Origin of the sequence: Okeania sp. SIO2F5 (genome assembly GCF_010692685.1) — a bacterium.
Lineage (GTDB): Bacteria > Cyanobacteriota > Cyanobacteriia > Cyanobacteriales > Microcoleaceae > Okeania > Okeania hirsuta.
The window spans coordinates 1-19,800 of record NZ_JAAHGU010000134.1 but is presented as its reverse complement, the minus strand read 5'-3'; the positions used below and the strand labels follow the sequence as shown (position 1 = coordinate 19,800).

Sequence of the window (19,800 nt, the reverse complement as noted above, 5' to 3'; positions counted from 1 at the left end):
GACTATTGTGACTCACGAATTGGATAAAATTCATGGTTCCTATAATAATCGACTCAAATATAATAAATTAATTCCTTGTAATTGTAAAACTTGTAAAAATACTCAGAATCCTCACTTCTACAAATTTAGGGAATTAAAAGAACGAATTAATTATCGCAAATACACTACTGAGTGCGGTAAACCTCCCTATCATACAGTTGAGATATTAAGTTTAATTGATGATGTAATAGACAAAGATAGGAGTAGGAATTTTTTAAACCCTAAAGATTCTACAAACTATACAATAAATAATCATACTGACTCAGTAATAAATATTAATGAAAATGATGTTATTGGCAATCAAACTATAGCTGAAAAACTTGTCAATGACCAAAGCCAGAAAATTGAAAATAAAAATGGAAATGTTGTGGGAAATGTATTGGGTGATGAGAGTAAGATTGCAGCTAAAGTAACAGGAAATTCTCCTCAATCAAAAATATCCCCTCAGCGAAAAAGAAAAGTAAGAGCAAATTCTCCTCAATCAAAAATATCCCCTCAGCCAAAAATAGAAAAACCGAAAAAATTTGGATTTTTAGATTTCTTGACTTGGATGCAGAATGGGCAAATTCTTTACTACTTAGGTTCTGCTATTATTGGTATTCTTTTGCTGATTATTTATCCTAAGTTATTTCCATCTGGGTTTCCTAAATTGGTAGAGAAAGTTCAATATCTATTTCCAGCCCCACAAATAGAAAATGAATCTAATAGTTCAAAATAAGTTTTACTTCTTCAATGTGGGTTTCTGAAGATAAAAAGATGGATTGAGAAACATAGTAAGCTCATCCAAATTCGATTCCAAGTTGATACTACTAATAGAAGTAATATCGTGTCTGCTGGTATCGTTTGTGTCAACCAAAGCGTGAATATCTACAGAAAATTTAAGTTTTTTCGGACTTTTAAGTATTCTGTTCTAGATAACTAAAGCTTTCTTCTTTCTTCCCTCTTCCTTCTTCCTTATATTTACAATAAGGACAGGAGATATTTTTTTTTCAAATGTCATAATAATTTTTTTGTTTTGAAGGAAGTTATAAATTAAAAATTTACTAGATACAGAAAATTTAAGGAAGCATGAGGTAAAGCTTAAGACTAATCTATAATTATTATTCATTCCTTGTTCCCTAAAAACATATTATCAACTCGAAACTTGTTCTAATATTTGAAATTGATGAATGTTTGATTTAGTAACTACTTTTTCAACAACAATAAAACTAAAAATATTAAAAGTAAAATAACCTCTGTTCCTAATAAGCCGTAAATAGTTGTTCGCTGTTGTTCGGTAAAGGCAAAATAATCTAGAAAAACTGTGTAAATTAAAAATTGAGATAAAATTCCTATGAAAAAACAACTAATTCCCCAAGCTTTTCTTTGCCACAAACCAATAACAGCCACAATATCTAGGATGCCATAAATTATGTCTCCTATTTGCCAAGTTAGAGGAGTTTCTAACCATGGTTGTGGGCCTAAACCTATGATATTTGTAATGTGAATTAACCCGCTATAGGTAAAAATTAAGGCTAAAATTCTCAGGTATATTTTCATCCAGGAATTATTGGCAATTTGAGCAAGATAATTCATATTTTTTACGATCTAATTTTTAGTGCTTTATTTTTGTTGGGTTTATCCTAACGGATAAGCTGGCGCTAACGGTTCCTCAACCAAACCTACACTTATTACTTCTTCCTTCTTTCTTCTTCCTTCTTCCTTCTTTTTTTAAAATCCCAAATAGCATCAAGAGGTTCCTCCCAATCTAAATAACTCACTAATAAATCTAAATCAAGATTTGGTAATAACTGACTATTATTTTTCTGCAAATACTCACAATTTACTAGGCAAAAAACCTGTAACTCTCCATTTTGTCAAAACCAAACTTCAGAAACATCTAAACCTTGATAAATTTCTCAAGTTTGAATTCCTCCGCTAGTAATAACAACCTCAATTGCTAGATCGGGAATATTTTTTTGACTACCAATACAACAACATTGGTCTGGCTCAATTCCTTTTAATTTATCTTGAGATTTCAAAGTTGTAGAACCCAAAGGATAAAAACGAATCCCTGTTTCTAAACAATAATTTTCTACCAACATCCCCAACATTTTCTTGGAAATCTCATGGCGACTGCTAGGAGACTTAACTTGTAAAGTTCCCCGATGATAAATAACCTTGAAATAAGGTGAATTTCCCAAATAATTTAATAAACTTTCATAAATATTCCAGCTTATGTCAATAGAAATAAATAAGCGATTGCTGACGCAAAGCTTCGCTAACGCTATCAAGATTATCACAGTTCAAGTATTCGATAAGTTTCACAAAAGATTGTGTATTAGCTGATGAAACTACCATAAAATCAACCTCTCATAACTTGATTTTGCTGATAAAATTTAGTATTTTGGTATTTACAGATATTTATTTGAGATATTTGTTGATAAAAGCATCTGGAGTTAAACACTCAAAATCAGCGATCGCTTTAATTAGTTCTCTATTAGAAGAGACAAAACAATCTGTTAGTCCAAACTTAGCTGTAAGAAAAACTTCTATATCTTCTGTGGGGATATTTCCTGTTAAATTAATTTCTTTGAAGAGATTCTACCACTCTGCATCAGGGGTTACATAAAAGATGTTGAGATTTGACCAAATAAGACCAAGAACTAAACCTGCTTTGTCTTTATTCCATAAATACTTACCCACTCGCCAGATTTGGTCAATTAACTCAGGAGATAAAATAATTTCAGCTTCAATTTGAGCATATTGTTTTTCATAGTAACCTATAGATTCAAGAATTTTTGCCTCATCTGAATTAACTTCTTGAATGCCGATTATATTTTGTATCAAGACATAAACGTTTGATTTTAGAGATTATTTTATTCTCTCTTTTTCCTGAAGCATTTCTAATTTAACTTTCTTGATTAGGTCGAGTATCTTTTCCTGAGAATCATATCCTTTTGCTTTTGCTATTTCCCGCATAATTTCAAATTCATCTGGCTCATTTTTGGTAACAAGAATAATGTCTATTTCACCGTTATTAAATTCTGGAGGAACAGTAATTTTTACTTCTCCATTTTTCACTGTTCCTGTTGTTTGTATAATTCTCATCTCATACCTCGTATCTATGACTTAATAATTAAAGTTTTACCTAAGTAAATCATCCTTTTTTCAAAACTTCAGAAACACCTAAGTATTGATAAATTTCTAAAGTTTTAATTCATCCGTTAGTAATCAGAATTTAAGTATTCAATAAGTTTCACAAAAGATTGGGTATTATATGATGAAACTACCATGAAATTAACATTTCATAACTTCATTTTATTGATACTAATTCCTAATTTAATAAGAACTTAATAGAAAGCGATCGCTTCCTACAAAATAAAACGATAGAAAACGATCAGCTTACAGTCATATACCTATTCTATCTTTACTTAATTTGCTTATGCAAAAAGTGCTGTTAACCAAGAAATTAACTTCACAGTAACAGGAACAACTTCTTGAGCTAGTTCGTTTACTTCTTTTACTAAAGAAAAAGAATCTGACAGTTAACAAACCCAGTTTCTGGTTTGTATTAGATATCTCATAATACCTTGACGTTTCAAACTTCAATTGTGCTGATAACTGATAACTGTTAACTGATAACTGTCACAATAAACTATCTCCAAATTATTCACTAAAAATATCTAACTGCTCTACAGAAATGTAGGTTGGGTAGAACGGAGTGAAACCCAACAAAACTTTGATTGTTGCTGTACTCCTGTTGTTGGGTTTATCCTAACGGATAAGCTCCGCTAACGTTCCTCAACCCAACCTACTGCTAGAAAAAAAAGAAAGCAGAGGTAATTTTCATTCTTGAATTTTTACCTCTGATAACTGATAACTGCTAACTGATAACTGTTATAGCAAACTATCTCCAAATTCCTCACTAAAAATATCTAACTGTTCTACAGTTATCACCTCTTCCTCTTCTTTTTTCTTAATACCTTTCCGCAAACCAATAGCTATCTTACTATGCTTTTCAATTTGCTCCATTACCTGTCTAGCACGCTGAATTACTGAATCCGGTAAACCTGCTAATCTTCCCGCTTCAATACCATAAGATTTATCCGCTCCACCAGGTTGTACCTGATGCAAAAATACAATTTTATCCGGCAACTCTTTCACCGTTACCTGATAATTTGCCACATTATCCAAAATAGAAGAAAGTTCATTTAATTCGTGATAGTGAGTCGCAAAAATTGTCCGAGACAAAATTTCCGTTGCCAAATATTCTGCCACCGACCAAGCAATCGAAATTCCGTCAAAAGTTGCCGTTCCCCTACCAATTTCATCCAATAAAACTAAAGACTTTTCCGTAGCATGATTCAAAATATTTGCCGTCTCATTCATCTCCACCATAAAAGTTGATTGACCTGTTGCTAAATCATCCACTGCCCCAACACGAGTAAATATCCGATCGCTCACCCCCAAAACAGCAGAACTTGCTGGAACAAAACTACCAGTTTGTGCCATTAATTGAATCAATCCTACCTGCCGTAAATAACAACTTTTCCCACTAGCATTCGGACCAGTTAAGATAATTAAATCTGGCGCAGAATAAGGAGTAACTCCCGAATTATTTTCCTCTATATTTTTACTACCTAATATGGCAGTATTCGGCACAAAAAAACCAGCAGGCAAATATTTTTCTACCACCGGATGCCGACCTTCAATAATTTTCAATTCCCGACTATCAGTCATAGTAGGACGAACATAATTTTGATAAATTGCTACTTCCGCTAAACCACACAAAACATCAATAGCTGCCACCGCGCGAGAAACATTTCTAATCTCTTCTGCGTGTTCCCCCACTTCAGTTCTCAGACCAACAAAAATATCATATTCCAACTCATTCAAATCATCTTGTGCCGTTAAAATTCTGACTTCTCTTTCCTTTAATTCCTCAGTAATATAACGCTCCTCATTAGTCAAAGTCTGCTTCCGAGTATAATCATCCGGAGCCAAATCTGCCTTTGACTTAGAAATACTAATGTAATAACCAAAAGCCTTATTATAACCAACCTTTAAATTAGAAATTCCCGTCCTTTCTCTCTCCGTAACTTCCAAATTAGCAATCCATTGTTGGTCTTCTTCAGCTAACCTCCGCATCTCATCTAATTGTTGATTTATCTCAGACTGAATTAACCCACCTTCTTTTAACTTTTGAGGAGGAGACTCTACTAAATGAGAATGAATTTTTTCTCCCAATTCTTGTAAGATTGGCGGAATTTTTTGCAACACTTTTAAATAGGGAGAATTACCTGCCAATGCTAATGCCGAAAGTTCCGGAAGTTTCGTTAAAGAATCAGCTAAAAAAACTAAATCTCTAGCATTTGCAGTACCAGCACCAGTACGCCCAGTTAAACGATCTAAATCATAAATTTGACGCAATACTCTTTGAATATCTTGACGCAAATCGTTATTAGTTATCAGTTCATCAATAGTGTCATGTCTAGCACGAATACCCTTCAAACTCAAAAGTGGTTGCTGTAACCATCGTCGTAAAGCACGACCACCCATTGCAGTGCTAGTTTTGTCGATCGCCGATAACAACGACCCTTGATAACTCCCATCTCGCACCGTTTGAGTAATTTCCAAATTCCGGCGAGTTTGATGGTCGATAATCAAAAAATCTGCCAAAGTATAGCTCCGCAGACGTTGTAAAGGAACTTGATTTTCCTTTTGAGTTTCTTCAAGATATTCCAGCAACCCACCCGCAGCACGCACCCCCAGTGGAATACGTTCGCAACCAATACCTTCTAGGGATGTCAGTTGAAATTTTATCAACAGTCGCTCCTTTGCCTCCCCTAAAGTAAAAGGTTGTTGCGGACGTAGAGAATAACAGAAAGAATTAGGCAGACATTCTGGAAGATGATCCGATTTTTCTCCCGGTCGCAACATAAAAGCAATATCCGGCGCATTTGTAGGAAATAGCACTTCCGACGGTTGCAAACGCATCAATTCTTGAGTGAGTTGGTCTAAACCTTGGGTCTGGGTGGTCAGAAACTCTCCGGTAGAAATATCAGTGTAAGCAAGACCCCAATGATTTTTGGCAATAACGACAGCAGCTAAATAATTATTGTAGCGAGGTTTGAGCATTCCATCGTCGGTAAGAGTACCCGGAGTAAGGATACGAGTAATTTCACGCTTGACTTGACGGTTTTCTTTTTTCGCAATAGCAGAATCTTCTACTTGATCGCAAACAACCACAGCGTAACCCTTTTCTACCAACATGGCAGCATATTTTTCCACAGCATGATGGGGTACACCAGTCATCGGTACTCTGCCAATTTCTTTACCAGCGTGCTTAGTAGTTTGTACTAACTCTAATTCTTGAGCGATCGTCACAGCATCCTGAAAAAAACATTCAAAAAAGTCACCTACTCGAAATAGCAAAAGAGCATGAGAATATTGTAGTTTTACTTCCACATAACGCTGCATCATTTCTGATAGTTTGCTAACATCAATTTTGTCATACTCAGTGTTAGGAGGAAGAGAATTTTCTACTTGATTTTGTTTAGCTTTTGGAGATTTTTGAGTAGATGTAGATGCGGAATATTTCATAAATACTTAATAGATAATTTAATTTATTTAATATTATAGTTATCAGTCTTTCTTAAAACAGAATAAATTTGGAATAATGGTACTACTTTTTTAGTATTAGGTCGCAAAACAATTGATCAATAACTCAGATTAGTTATAGTGGTTTGTAGATAAATTAATTATAATAAATTGACCAAATAGGCAAGAATTAATAACTTATTTTAATGCCAAAGACTCTAATTTATTGTCCCTATTTCCTACTGCTTAAAAATCTACAATATAGCAGTCGAAGGAAAGGGCACGAACATATCAAAAGCTGACAGTGCTTTTGCTGATTGATGAACCACATCGTCATAACCAAAACCCTGTAGGAGCGTTTTGCTCCCCAACATATAAAGCGCAGCTTTGCATTAGCAAATGGCCATTAGCTAGGGCACAACTACGTTAATGCCCCTACTGTAGTCTACCGAAATGAAAGCCGCTGTAAAACTCACACAACGCATGATTTTTCCTTCTTCTTTCTACAAGATCTCACAACTCAAGTTAAAATTTCTATATTTCATTACAAGTGAAATACAAACAAAAAAAAGAGGTCTTTTGACCTCTCTTTTACTACCATTTCTCAAAATAGTAATTTAAAGTAACCCAGTATTTGCTCCTGGTTTACCAGTAGCTAACTGGACATTAACAATTTTACCACCCATTTTCATAATTCTTTGTTGTTCCTGGAACCAGCTATCATAAGGAACAAGCTTGGTAAAGTAAGTATTTTGTAATTCTCGTTGAGTACGAATACGAGTTTGACTCGGAACACAAGCAGTAATCTTAAACATTCTCATAATACAAATTTCTCCTAATACTTGGTGAAGATTTTCTTAAATCCTTTTGTAAAACAATTAGGGTAAACAGTCAAATACTTATCTAATTATTATTGAGTTTTGAGATTATCTAAACCCATATATTGACGACCCCCATACTTAAATCTAACACGAGAATTTCTAAGTAATGCGATCGCCTCAAATCTCAAACCTAAAAACTCCTAAGGCAGGGAACCTATAGAATCAATGCTAGTTTACTAAAACAGATTATTTATTCAACAATAAGCCTTTGGTAATCTAACACTCATTCTAGGCTTCCCTAGCCTTATAGTAAAACATCAGTTAAATCAAAAAGGTAAATCTACCTTTTTTGGCCTTTTTTACTGATCGCCAAATTAGCTCAACCCAGAGCAAATGTAGTCGAAGTAAACGCCCATTTCCTTTCCAGCATCAGGACCGACTAAACCAGCAGTAACTTCCTTCATAGCTTGAATAGCTTGTACAGTAGCACCGATGGGAACACCCAAAGAATTGTAGGTTTCTTTGAGGCCATTTAATACGCGCTCATCCAAAATGGAAGGGTCGCCAGCTAGCATAGCATAGGTAGCATAACGTAGATAATAGTCCAAATCACGGATGCAAGCAGCATAACGACGAGTGGTGTACATATTACCACCAGGACGAGTAATATCAGAGTAAAGTAAAGACTTAGCTACAGCTTCTTTAACAATAGTTGCAGCATTCGCACTGATAGAAGTTGCAGCGCGAACTCGTAGTTCACCTGTGGCAAAGTAGTTAGTGAGCTTCTCTAGAGCACCAGCATCAAGGTATTTACCTTGAATGTCAGAAGAATTAATAACGGAGGTAATAGCGTCTTGCATTATTGATTGATTTCCTTAAATTTGCTGAATCTTCAAAATTATTGGATAGGCGAAGGCCAGGATTTTAGAGATTTGATTGTAGACTTCAATTTGATATTTCAGGAAGTTCTAAATTATTAAATTCTTGTTTCCTTCTCACCAACTTTCATCTAACCTCTAAAAAATATTTAGCCTTAACTCATAGCACCGATAACATAGTCAAAGTAAGAAGCAGCTTCGCTAGCATCATCACCTGAGAGAAGGGAAGCAGCAACATTCTTCATGCAGCGAACACCTTCAGCAACAGCTTCGATGGGAGTGCCCAAAGACTTATACATTTCAGTAACGCCTACGAGTCCGATCTCTTCAATAGGAGTAACGTCTCCAGCAACAATACCGTAGCTTATCAAACGCAAATAATAATCCAGATCGCGCAAGCAAGTAGCAGTCATTTGTTCACCGTAGGCATTACCACCTGGAGAAACAACATCAGGACGCTTTTGGAAAAGCTGGTTTCCAGCCTCCTTAAGAATACGCTCACGAGATTCACTCATAATTTGAGCAATCCGAACGCGACGCTCGCCAGAGGAAACAAAAGTCTTGATTCGGTCTAATTCGCCGGGACTCAGATAACGAGCCTCAGCATCTGCATTAACGATTGATTTGGTAATTATACTCATGCTTTATTCCAACAGAGTTAAGGTAATAAGGTGGCTTAAAAATTGGTTAGCTAGTAAGAAGGACAAAGTACCCTCTGACATAACTACCTTCAGCAAGTATTTTGAGGCATTTTGTTCACTTTCTCATTATTTTCTTAATAGTTTGTAATATTTTCATAGCAGTCAGGGGTATTTTGGGCCAAAAATGCCCTTATTCTTTGACAGATGACAATATATTTAATTTTTTTGTCAGAAGATACCTTTTTTTATTTCTGATCCTAGGCAAAGGCCATTTCTCACCTTCTCTAGATGGAAGGCCATTAACTACAAAAATATACAAATAAAAAATTTGACCCTAATTACATGGCTAGATAGATAATTTTGCTCATTTTCCACTTCATCTACCTGTAGTCAATCAAACAATTCTCCTCAATCAAACAATTCTCCTCACTCACTTTTCTCCCCATTGATTCCTTTATTCCCTATTTCCTACTTTATTGTTAAGTATTCTAAAGGGACACGATATTAAATTTTGAGGAAGCGGATTTCACATTAGAGGAGATTTAAAAAAACTGGCGTTGCTGAATCAAGGTATGAAAATAAAAACTGAAGAATCTCAAATATTTGTCATTGATATAGTTTAGCAATCGCCAAAAAAATACAAATCATATCCCAAATCAGCAACGCCAAAAAACTAAATATTTTCCAAACACCTTGTCAGACTAAAAATAAATTTTTTTCTAGAACAAATTTATTTTTAGTGTTGAAGGTATGACTAAGGAGGATTAAATTGATGTCATTAAAATCATCCTGATTCCTATATAGAGATTGAGAATAAGCGGATATAAACTATTATCAATCTTTAAAGTTATGAACAAACAGATCGTTTCAATTATTTTGGTGAATTTTGCATTAGCAGGAATCGGTATTATTCCAGAAATCAGTAATTTAACTAATATAGAACTAGACAAATTACAATCCGATCACAACACTCAATCCGAACTTATTAATTGAAAAACTTATGTTTCCCGTTGATACTTAATCTAAAAATCATTACCACTCAGCAACGCCCATAAATTAGAACTTAGTATTAGAAACGCTCACCAATACCGAAGTGGAAACGAGTATCACCTTCATCATTAATAGCGTAATCAACTCTAATTGGACCGAGAGGAGATTGTACCCGAATACCAGCACCATAACCTATACCGTCTCCTGGTTTCTCTCGCACACCTCCAGGGTTACCAATAACAGAACTTTGACTATCAAATACTGTTGCAGCATCAATAAATAAAGCGCCTCCAAGAAATCCAAATACAGGAAAGCGATACTCAACAGTTCCCAACAAGAATGTACGACCTGCTCCTACAGAACCTTCATCATATCCACGAACTGTATTAGTACCACCTAGAGGAAAAGCTTCATAAGGAGGTAAATCTCCAATTATATGACCACCTTGTATGTTAAAGGCCAAAGCTTCAGGTCCATCAATGAAGTTAGTCAAGTCTACTGGAATATAGAAACTATAATTAGCTCGTAAACGATTCAACGCGATCTCTGATGAACCTATAGGAATAGACTGTTCTGTACCAAATCTTAGTAAACTACCAGAAGTAGGTTGTCGGGGATTATTGCGTCGATCGTTGACAATACCAAATTGAATAGTAAGTAGATCGTCTTCCCCAGAATCATCAACAGTCAATTTATTACCTAATTCATCTCTAGGTTCAGTATCACCATCACTATCCTGAATTTCTACTCGTTCATATTTTATTCCCAAAGAAGCTGTCCATTCCGGTTCAACAAATGGATTAGGAATAAACGGACGGGTAAAACTAACTCCACCTCCTGTACGAATGACTCGTGGGTTGTCACCATTAGGCAGATCGACATCGCGCTGATCGTTTTCGTCGTCAGAATCAAAAATTACCGATATTGCTCGTCGTCTGAACGCATTAACAGTGTAGGAAAGGCGGTGGTCATCTCCACCTATCCAGGGATCGGTAAAGCTAATATCCGCTAGTAATAATCGCTCACCTACTTGAAACTCGCCACCTAATTTCTGGTTATTACCACCAATATTTTGTTGTTGATAACTGACTGTACCAAATAATCCACTCGCAGAACTAACTCCACCACCAAATGCGAGAGAACCTGTACTTTTCTCTACAATATTCACAATAACATTTGCTTTGTTAGGATCGTCTGTTGCTGGTTCTAAACCCAACCTAACATCTTCAAAAATTCCTAAACCAAACACTCTTCTAATATCTTTTTCTGCTGTTTCTCGCTCAAAAATATCGCCTGGTTGAAGTTGAATTTCTCTAGTGATGATATATTCACGAGTACGACCTTCAATTAAATTACCTTCTTCATCAGTTGTTTCTCCGTCTGCATTCACAAAGCGTACTTGAATATCTTTAATTTCTCCTTCTGCAACTTCTAGAATAACTGAACCGTCGTCATTGACTTGGGGAGCACCGATAACTTGTCCGAGAACGTAACCGTTATCTTGATACCACTGGTTGACTTGTTCGACACCCCCTTCAAAAATTTTCAGGTTTAGAGTTTCACCATATTGCTCGCCGAATATTCTGTCTACTTCACTGTCAGGGAATACTTGAGCACCTTCTATGGTTACAGAGTTCAATACAGGGTTGGGTTCAACTTCAAAAGTTACTCGTACACCCAGGGGAGTATCTTCTGGTAATGCTTTCACGTTTCGGAAGAAACCAGTGGCAAATATCGCGTTAATGTCTCTCTGTAGTTGAGACCGAGTTGTAGTACGTCCAGCTTGAGTAGTAATGACTTGGTAAACTTGGTCTTCTAGTTCTCCGTCTACTCCACTAACTACAACTTCAGCGACTAGCACTAAGGGTTCTGCTTCTTCTGTAGAGGGTTCTGTTGGTTGTGATTGAGAAAGAGTAAATTCTTCTGATTCTATTGCGGAGGGTGGGGCATCGCTATCTGGTTCTTCGAGGACTTCTTCTTCTGGGGATGATATTTTGGCCAAGTTGTCTGATGGGTCTAATGTTAATTTCTGTTGATTTTGAGTAATTTCACTATCAGATAAATTTATTTTTTGATAAATTTCAGAATCAAACTGTTTATTGATGGTTGGTTCTAATTTGGTTTCTACACCTTTTGCCAACTCAATATTTTGAGGATTTTCCCTTTGATTTTCGACAATTTCTGAAGTAGAAATCTCAGGAGCAAACTGTTTATTGATGGTTAGTTCTAATTTGGTTTCTACACCTTTTGCCAACTCAATATTTTGAGGATTTTTCCTCCAGTTATCCACAATTTCTGAAGTAGGAATCTCCGCAGCAAACTGTTTATTGATGGTTGGTTCTAATTTGGTTTCTACACCTTTTGCCAACTCAATATTTTGAGAATTTTTCCTTTGATTTTCGACAATTTCTGAAGTAGAAATCTCAGGAGCAAACTGTTTATTGATGGTTAGTTCTAATTTGGTTTCTACACCTTTTGCCAACTCAATATTTTGAGGATTTTCCCTTTGATTTTCGACAATTTCTGAAGTAGAAATCTCAGGAGCAAACTGTTTATTGATGGTTAGTTCTAATTTGGTTTCTACACCTTTTGCCAACTCAATATTTTGAGGATTTTTCCTCCAGTCATCCACAATTTCTGAAGTAGAAATCTCAGGAGCAAACTGTTTATTGATGGTTGGTTCTAATTTGGTTTCTACTGTTTTATTAATTAGAGCTAGTTGAGGAATATGTTGATTTTCAAGATTTTCTAAAGCAAAAGCGAAAAATTCTGCAAATTCCTTATTAAAAGCAGAACTGTATTTACTATTTAAACTTTTACCAATAATTACAGGTTTTGTAATTTCTCTAACCTTAATTAAATCATAAAAATCAAGTTTGACTGCTTCTTTAGACCAAGATATATGGGAGAAATTATTATTGATACTACCAAATAATTTTTGTGAAGGGAAATTATATCCTAACTCTAAAAAAGATTTAGTAGAAGAAAATTTGTTAAATTGTTTTCTTGAATTAATAGATATAGCAATAAAATTACTATCTATATCAGTATTACTTTTCGATATTTGAGCATTAGCAGATTTTGAGATTCCAAAAGTTGTTGAAGCAGCAAAAATTACCACTAAGAACGGAGACAAGCGCATATAATTCTATCCCCTACAATCCACACACCAGTTAAATTTTCCATACAAACTGTAAAATTGTACACCATTGCCAGGGTTCTCAACCTGTCTGAGCCAAAATCCTTTCTAAGACTTGTTGATATGCCGTTTCTACATTACCAAGATCATGACGGAAGCGGTCTTTGTCCATTACTCTCAAGTTTGAGTCAGCTTGAGATTGGTCCCAAAATCGGCAGCTATCTGGACTTATTTCATCCGCAAGAATCAGATTATTTTGCCGATCTAGGCCAAATTCGAGTTTGAAGTCCACCAGAGTAATTTGACATTGGTTAAAGAAATTTTTGAGAATATCATTAATTTTTAGGGCAAAAGTCCGTATTTGCTCTAATTGTTCTGGGGTAGCTAGTTCCATTATTAAGAGGCGATCGCGTGTCAACAGTGGGTCTTGAAGACTATCATTTTTATAGCAATATTCCACTAGAGGAAATTTCAACACTGTTCCTTCTGCTAATCCAGTTTGTTTACAAAGACTACCTGCAGCAATATTTCTCACAATAACTTCGATAAGCAAAATTTTCACCTTTCGGACTCTCATTTTATCTGGTGCAGGACAGTCAATAAAATGAGTAGGTATACCATTAGCTTCCAGTAGTTTAAATATGTGACTAGAAATAGTACAATTAATTCTACCTTTCCCTGTTATTGTGCCTCTTTTTTGAGCATTAAATGCTGTGGCATCATCTTTAAAATAAGTAAGTAATATTTCTGAGTCGTTAGTGGTATATAGAATTTTCGCTTTACCTTCGTAAAGCTTTTGATTAGATGACATAAAAATTATTGAATAGAAAATAAAAATAGAGTGATGAGCGATCTTTACTAATTACTCTTTTATGTGCTTATCATAGTATAAGCTTAATGTCAATATCTTAAATAAAATATTGTGAAGATTAGTATAGACAAATAACAAGATTAGATTAAACAAAATTAATACTCAATGTCTTGTCTGAGGGTCTCTTTTCTGAGAAAATAATATAAAGACCGGAATTTATGCAATCAGATCGAGGAATGAAACAGATGATGAATTGGACAAAATCTGTAGCAATGAGTACTTTATTATCTATTGCTGCTATTGGTAGTATGAGTCTTACTTCTATAGCAGTAGGAGCGCCTCAGAACACTAAAAGTGTAGAGCAGTCTATCACTACAATTCCCACTGAAGGTGAAGAGCAACTTGCTCATAGTTATGGTCATGGTAGTAAGCATTATGGTAGTTGTCGTCGAGTGGCAACTCGTCATCGCAACTTGCGAATTAGGACATATCCTTGGGGTAGAATTATAGGAGGTTTACATCCTGGCGCTCGTGTCCGTGTTATTGGTTACCGTCATGGTTGGGCAAGAATTTCATATCCTTATTATGGCTATGTATATGGTCGTTATTTGAGACATTGTTAACTAGCTATCAGTATTTTCCGTACCGGAATGCTCCGCAAACAGCACTCAGCTTTCAGCACACTCAAAGCTTGGGTTGAAATGCATGAGTTGATTCCTAAGAACAAGCTACAGGCAAGTAATGCAGCTAAAGTAGAAATAAATTTTGCTAGGAATGATCGCGGATGACTAAGAGTTACCGCGGTCTTACTTCCGATAGCGACTTTGAAATTTATGTATCAGGACTGACGCTATTGCACCATTATTGTCAAATTATCAAAAAATGTAATACAATCTCCGGTTGAATACTCAAAAATAACTAATAATACGGAACAGATAATACGAAGATAGAGAAGGTTTTTTGTAACTAATTAATGCAGACATGATATAAAGTGAGATGTAGTTACAGACCATAAAAATCAGTTTTTTTCGCCGAAACTGTGAAGGCAATGCAAATATAGAATCAACAATCAAAAATCAAGAACGACAACGCAAACAACTAACAAAGCAAAAGGGGTCAAAATGAGCGATTCAATCATTGATTTACTAGACCAACTACCGAGTAATAATCTAACGGTCAAAACACTCAATGCTCTAGATTTCGTAGTACCTGGCGAGTGGGAAAATGTAGTAGGTTTTGATAAAACTATTGAAGTAATTACAGGTGAGACAGATGCAGATAGAATTATGGATATCCGCAATAAAGCTATTGAGCTATACAATGATGCGGATAATGGATATCAGGGAGCTATATGGTATTACAACCTAGTTGATAATCTAGACGGCGCTCTTGCTGCAGCAGCTATGGCCGAAATAGTCAGTGAAAAAATCCCCTTTTTAAGCTTTTTAGGAGGCTTAACTCCCAAAGCTGACACAACTCAATCTATTGACCTGTGCCTAAAAATTGTAGCAGAGTTGATAGCTTATAGTAAACTCAATGGTCTGCCAATTCTTAATCCAGGAGAATTTGTCACAAACCTGACTGAGGAGTATAGTGGTCCATCTCTGATGCGAATGGCTGCCTTAGTTTGTCTTGATGGTTTGATACCTTTGGGTCCAGACTTCCTACAAAAAGTACAAGATACCCTTGATGGAGAAGGTGAAAGTGCTTTTGCAGATAATGCAGTTTTTGGAGCAATTAGCGATACCATTCCTGGAGATGACAAATTTGGCTTTATTAGTGAGACCTTCGGAGCAGTTCAAGGGTGGATGGATAACTTGGTTGGGTCAGTTGGTTTAACCCCAGAAAGTATTTTTGACAAAATTGGTGGCTTTATCGACTTTTCCGATGACGCTTTAGATGTTGTAGCTGCATTTCTAGATAAAACCACAAATTACTTTCAACATACAGGCACTCAATCTGTAGCTAGAAAGTTGATACAGCGTGCAGCAGAAGAAGCATAATTAACGAAGTCAGAAGTCAGAAGTTGTTTTTGTAATGGGGATTTGAGCAAGCCTCCAAAAACATTTTGCCAATCAAGGCGGGGTCGCGCGAACCAATTATTTTGAGAATTCTCATCTCAACGTTGGTTGGAGACCTGCGTTCTCCCGTAGGGGGAGCCTCGGATTGTTCTAATTGTAGTCATGTAGTGAAAAAATTGCCTCTAAGTATTAAGAGAGTGAGATTCTCCAGAATGCGGTATTCACCATGATCGAAATATAAATGCAAGTATAAACATTTTGCGGATAGGAACCCGCGTCGGCGCAAGACGCAAGGGAACGCCCACCAAGAAGGCTGCGGGACTCGCAGTTTCAGTCTGTGGAGCGCGCCTTTAGACCCGAAGGGAGTAAATCTCCGAAGGTGGGTGCTATGTTAGTGCAGCTCCTCTGTCAAGAGGCAACAGAAAGCCCCTGACAGCGATGCTAGGGAATGCCGCGCTGTCTCCTAAGAGCAACGTCGGGAGGATGTCAATTCCATACAAACAGCATTTGATGTAATCCTACCGTGATAATATAAAGTCTTAGCCTTTTCAAACTAAAATGCCACTCCTAAATAATTTAGGAGTGGGTTTTCCATTGGCTATCAAACAAACTCAGTAGACCCATATATAGCAGTCAAAGTAAAGCTTAGGATATTCCTAAATGCTCAAACGATCGTCAGAGATTACTTCTGTAGGGGCGAATGGCCATTTGCTAACGCAGAGCGGCCGCTAACGCCCCTACTTACTTCTGACTTCTGACTTGCGCTATACAGGACATTTACCCGGTAATAAATTATGAATGATTCAATTCGCTTTCTGATGTGTGCCCCCGACCACTATGATGTAGACTATGTAATTAATCCTTGGATGGAGGGAAATATTCATAAATCCTCACGCGATCGCTCCGTTGAACAATGGTATCAACTCCACGACATTATTAAAGAAAACGCGGTCGTAGACCTAGTAACACCTCAAAAAGGATGGCCTGACATGGTATTTACTGCCAATGCAGGTTTGATCCTTGGAAATACTGTTGTTCTCAGCCGTTTCTACCACAAGGAACGTCAAGGAGAAGAACCCTATTTCAAAGAATGGTTCCTAAATCAGGGTTTTATCGTTCACGAACTTCCCAAAGACCTCCCCTTTGAAGGAGCGGGGGATGCACTACTAGATAGAGAAGGTCGTTACCTCTGGGCAGGATATGGCTTCCGTTCAGAATTAGACTCCCACCCACTTCTGGCAAAATGGCTCGACATCGAAGTGCTATCACTTAGACTTACAGACGAGCGTTTTTATCATCTTGATACCTGCTTCTGTCCTCTAACAGGAGGTTACTTACTTTACTATCCTCCGGCATTCGACTCTTACTCCAACCGCCTAATTGAAATGCGAGTGCCACCAGAAAAACGAATAACTGTCGCAGAAGCAGATGCAGTTAACTTTGCCTGCAACGCAGTTAACATTAACCAAACCATCATTATGAATAAGGTGAGTGAAAGCTTGAAATCACTCCTTACCGAAGTAGGTTTCAACGTCATTGAAACACTTCTAAGTGAATTTCTCAAAGCAGGCGGTGCAGCTAAATGCCTCACTCTTAGAGTTACAGAGCCAATTATACCCGATCGTTATGCCGTTGTACAAGTTGAAAGTCGTACCATTCGTATGGAAGGACATTTACTGGACTCTGGTTTGATCAACCAAGCTTTAGATTTAATAGTTGAAGGTGGGGGTAGTTTCAAAGTCCTCAACTTTAATCTCGGAGAACAACGTCAAAGCACTTCCCTCGCTGAAGTCAAAGTTTCTGCACCTTCCCATGAGGTCATGGAAGAAATAATGAGTCAACTCATTGACATTGGTGCATTAGTGCCTACTGAGGATGTGGAGGATGCTAAATTGGAGTCAGTGGAACAAGATGGTGTTGCCCCTGATGATTTTTATGTATCTACTATTTATCCTACTGAAGTTAGAGTAAAAGGTCAGTGGATACGAGTACAAAATCAAAGGATGGATGGAGCAATCGCCATTACTGAAACTGACGGTAAGATTCAAGCAAAATGTAAAGTGCTGCGGGATGTAAAAATTGGTGAAAAAGTCGTGGTAGATGTCATAGGTATTCGCTCTATCCGCAAAACAGAATCCCGTGAAAAACGAAATCAAGAAGAGTTCAGCTTTATGTCTGCTGGCGTTTCTAGCGAACGTAGAGTAGAATTGATTGTTGAACAAGTGGCTTGGGAATTACGGCAAGTTCGCGATCGTGGAGGCAAAATAGTAGTTACAGCAGGTCCAGTTGTGATTCACACTGGTGGTAGTGAACATTTAGCACATTTGATTCGTCAAGGATATGTGCAAGCATTGTTGGGTGGTAATGCTATAGCAGTTCACGATATTGAACAATCACTGATGGGAACTTCTCTTGGTGTGGATATGAAACAGGGAGTTGCAGTTCATGGTGGGCATCGACATCATCTGAAGACTATTAATACTATTCGGCGTTGTGGTAGCATTGCTAAAGCAGTTGAGACTGGTATTTTGAAAAAGGGTGTGATGTATGAGTGTGTTAAGAATAATGTACCCTTCTGTTTAGCAGGTTCGATTCGTGATGACGGACCTCTGCCTGATACTCAGATGGATTTGATTAAGGCACAGGAAGAATATACAGAGTTGTTGAAAGGTGCCGATATGGTTTTGATGTTGTCAACTATGTTGCATTCTATTGGGGTGGGGAATATGACACCTGCTGGAGTGAAGATGGTTTGCGTTGATATTAATCCGGCGGTGGTGACTAAATTGAGCGATCGCGGTTCCGTTGAATCAGTTGGAGTTGTGACTGATGTTGGTTTGTTCCTCAGTTTATTGGTCGCCCAGTTGGAACAGTTGACAAGTCCTTATTCTGTAGCTAAAGCATAACTTTAGAAGTTATATCATCTCGGGTTAAATACTTATAGAACCCATTTGATATCTATTTAGGGCTTGCTGAAAAAGTCTTTTAGTAGGGGTAGGAGACAGGAGACAGGAGGAACAGGGAATTATAGAGGAGATAGTAGGAAGAATAGTCCCTTAATTTTTCTGCCCAACTCTTGAGCAAAATCCGCTCCTAATTGAACCATTACCACCTAAAACCTCGCACTTTTTGATACTTAAAAAGGCTAAAACTTTTATCTGTAAAGACTTTTATATTTAATCAGCAAGCCCTATTTAAAAAAAGATAGGGAGGTGGGGAGATGGAGAGATAAGGAGATGGGGAGATGGAAGCATTTTTCTACCTGCTTGGTGCGCTACCTGGTGCGCTATCGGGCGGTGAGTGCAGTGCGCCCTGCGGGTTCCCGGCTGTAGGCGGAACCTGCGTCCGCCCGATAGGCATCCCGCCGACAGTCACGCAACTGCCGTACGCAAAGCGTCTCTGTTAGCGTAGCTCCTCCTCCGGAGCAAAGAGATACCCGAAGGGCGCGGGGTTGCATCCGCTTTTGGCCCTATTCTCGTTCCTGAATCTCCTGACTTCACCACCGACTGAGTTCTAAGAACGGCAGCCAAAAGCACATACCCCGTGCAAAGATACGATCGGGGGTTCTATGAAGTATTTGAACTAGCGCAAGCCAGAAGAATTGCAAAAAAACTCGAAATCCAACATACACCAAAATATGGTAGTTGGTTAAAGATGCTTGAATCTGAATTATATCAAATCCGTTTAATTCGGTATAAAAACATTCTTTATCTTCACCATTACCAAATCTTCATAAATTTTTTCCCTCCTGATATCATGTCCGGTAGCATCGTTTGTGTATAATTGAAGAGGAGAAAAATAATTCCCAGGAGCGATCGCCATTATGCCAAGACGCTTAAGTATCCAAGAACACCTAAGTATAGATGAACTAGAAAGAA

16 protein-coding genes and 1 pseudogene are annotated in these 19,800 nt (G+C 37.1%); 5 read left to right on the top strand and 12 right to left on the bottom strand.

The window, feature by feature from the left end:
- A pseudogene (locus tag F6K27_RS26950) lies at positions 1-757 on the top strand (hypothetical protein); the annotation flags it as partial.
- A 467-nt stretch (positions 758-1,224) separates the two neighbouring features.
- On the opposite strand, the gene F6K27_RS26945 reads toward F6K27_RS26950, so the two are convergent.
- The 9 genes from F6K27_RS26945 to F6K27_RS26905 all read right to left on the bottom strand — a co-directional run bounded on the left by F6K27_RS26945 (position 1,225) and on the right by F6K27_RS26905 (position 8,961).
- Positions 1,225-1,614 (bottom strand): hypothetical protein, encoded by a 390-nt coding sequence (locus F6K27_RS26945; protein WP_124143261.1) that lies wholly within the window; start codon positions 1,612-1,614, stop codon positions 1,225-1,227.
- A gap of 95 nt (positions 1,615-1,709) precedes the next feature.
- The gene (locus tag F6K27_RS26940) at positions 1,710-1,850 is read right to left on the bottom strand and encodes a hypothetical protein (protein WP_287279184.1); all 141 of its coding nucleotides are present in this window, start codon (positions 1,848-1,850) and stop codon (positions 1,710-1,712) included.
- Positions 1,851-1,937: 87 nt separating this feature from the next.
- Entirely contained in the window at positions 1,938-2,222 is a 285-nt protein-coding gene (locus F6K27_RS26935; RefSeq protein ID WP_287279183.1) for a Uma2 family endonuclease, read from the bottom strand.
- Between the two features lie 400 nt (positions 2,223-2,622).
- Complete coding sequence (locus F6K27_RS26930; RefSeq protein ID WP_205127225.1) at positions 2,623-2,868, bottom strand: hypothetical protein; 246 nt, start codon at positions 2,866-2,868, stop codon at positions 2,623-2,625.
- A 24-nt stretch (positions 2,869-2,892) separates the two neighbouring features.
- Positions 2,893-3,129 carry a hypothetical protein gene (locus F6K27_RS26925; RefSeq protein WP_124143262.1) on the bottom strand — a complete coding sequence of 79 codons (237 nt, stop codon included), beginning with the start codon at positions 3,127-3,129 and terminating at the stop codon, positions 2,893-2,895.
- A 789-nt stretch (positions 3,130-3,918) separates the two neighbouring features.
- Complete coding sequence (mutS, locus tag F6K27_RS26920; RefSeq protein WP_287279182.1) at positions 3,919-6,624, bottom strand: DNA mismatch repair protein MutS; 2,706 nt, start codon at positions 6,622-6,624, stop codon at positions 3,919-3,921.
- Between the two features lie 614 nt (positions 6,625-7,238).
- Complete coding sequence (locus F6K27_RS26915) at positions 7,239-7,442, bottom strand: phycobilisome linker polypeptide (protein WP_124143263.1); 204 nt, start codon at positions 7,440-7,442, stop codon at positions 7,239-7,241.
- A 374-nt stretch (positions 7,443-7,816) separates the two neighbouring features.
- Positions 7,817-8,302 carry an allophycocyanin subunit beta gene (apcB, locus tag F6K27_RS26910; protein WP_124143264.1) on the bottom strand — a complete coding sequence of 162 codons (486 nt, stop codon included), beginning with the start codon at positions 8,300-8,302 and terminating at the stop codon, positions 7,817-7,819.
- A 173-nt stretch (positions 8,303-8,475) separates the two neighbouring features.
- The gene (locus tag F6K27_RS26905) at positions 8,476-8,961 is read right to left on the bottom strand and encodes an allophycocyanin (protein ID WP_124143265.1); all 486 of its coding nucleotides are present in this window, start codon (positions 8,959-8,961) and stop codon (positions 8,476-8,478) included.
- A gap of 849 nt (positions 8,962-9,810) precedes the next feature.
- On the opposite strand from F6K27_RS26905, the gene F6K27_RS26900 reads away from it, so the two are divergent.
- Positions 9,811-9,954 carry a hypothetical protein gene (locus tag F6K27_RS26900; RefSeq protein WP_287279181.1) on the top strand — a complete coding sequence of 48 codons (144 nt, stop codon included), beginning with the start codon at positions 9,811-9,813 and terminating at the stop codon, positions 9,952-9,954.
- A 76-nt stretch (positions 9,955-10,030) separates the two neighbouring features.
- Here F6K27_RS26900 and F6K27_RS26895 read toward each other — a convergent pair whose 3' ends face one another.
- Together F6K27_RS26895 and purC are read right to left on the bottom strand one after the other, a co-directional pair.
- The gene (locus tag F6K27_RS26895) at positions 10,031-13,093 is read right to left on the bottom strand and encodes a BamA/TamA family outer membrane protein (protein ID WP_287279180.1); all 3,063 of its coding nucleotides are present in this window, start codon (positions 13,091-13,093) and stop codon (positions 10,031-10,033) included.
- A gap of 79 nt (positions 13,094-13,172) precedes the next feature.
- Entirely contained in the window at positions 13,173-13,901 is a 729-nt protein-coding gene (purC, locus tag F6K27_RS26890; RefSeq protein ID WP_287279179.1) for a phosphoribosylaminoimidazolesuccinocarboxamide synthase, read from the bottom strand.
- A 218-nt stretch (positions 13,902-14,119) separates the two neighbouring features.
- On the opposite strand from purC, the gene F6K27_RS26885 reads away from it, so the two are divergent.
- The 3 genes from F6K27_RS26885 to F6K27_RS26870 all read left to right on the top strand — a co-directional run bounded on the left by F6K27_RS26885 (position 14,120) and on the right by F6K27_RS26870 (position 18,828).
- Positions 14,120-14,524 carry an SH3 domain-containing protein gene (locus F6K27_RS26885; protein ID WP_124143268.1) on the top strand — a complete coding sequence of 135 codons (405 nt, stop codon included), beginning with the start codon at positions 14,120-14,122 and terminating at the stop codon, positions 14,522-14,524.
- 498 nt (positions 14,525-15,022) lie between these two features.
- Entirely contained in the window at positions 15,023-15,904 is an 882-nt protein-coding gene (locus F6K27_RS26880) for a hypothetical protein (RefSeq protein WP_287279178.1), read from the top strand.
- 812 nt (positions 15,905-16,716) lie between these two features.
- Positions 16,717-18,828, top strand: coding sequence for a TIGR00300 family protein (locus tag F6K27_RS26870; protein ID WP_287279177.1), 2,112 nt, complete (start codon positions 16,717-16,719; stop codon positions 18,826-18,828).
- Positions 18,829-19,606: 778 nt separating this feature from the next.
- On the opposite strand, the gene F6K27_RS26865 is transcribed toward F6K27_RS26870, so the two are convergent.
- A partial coding sequence (locus tag F6K27_RS26865; protein ID WP_287279176.1) for a hypothetical protein occupies positions 19,607-19,800 on the bottom strand: 194 nt, incomplete at its 5' end.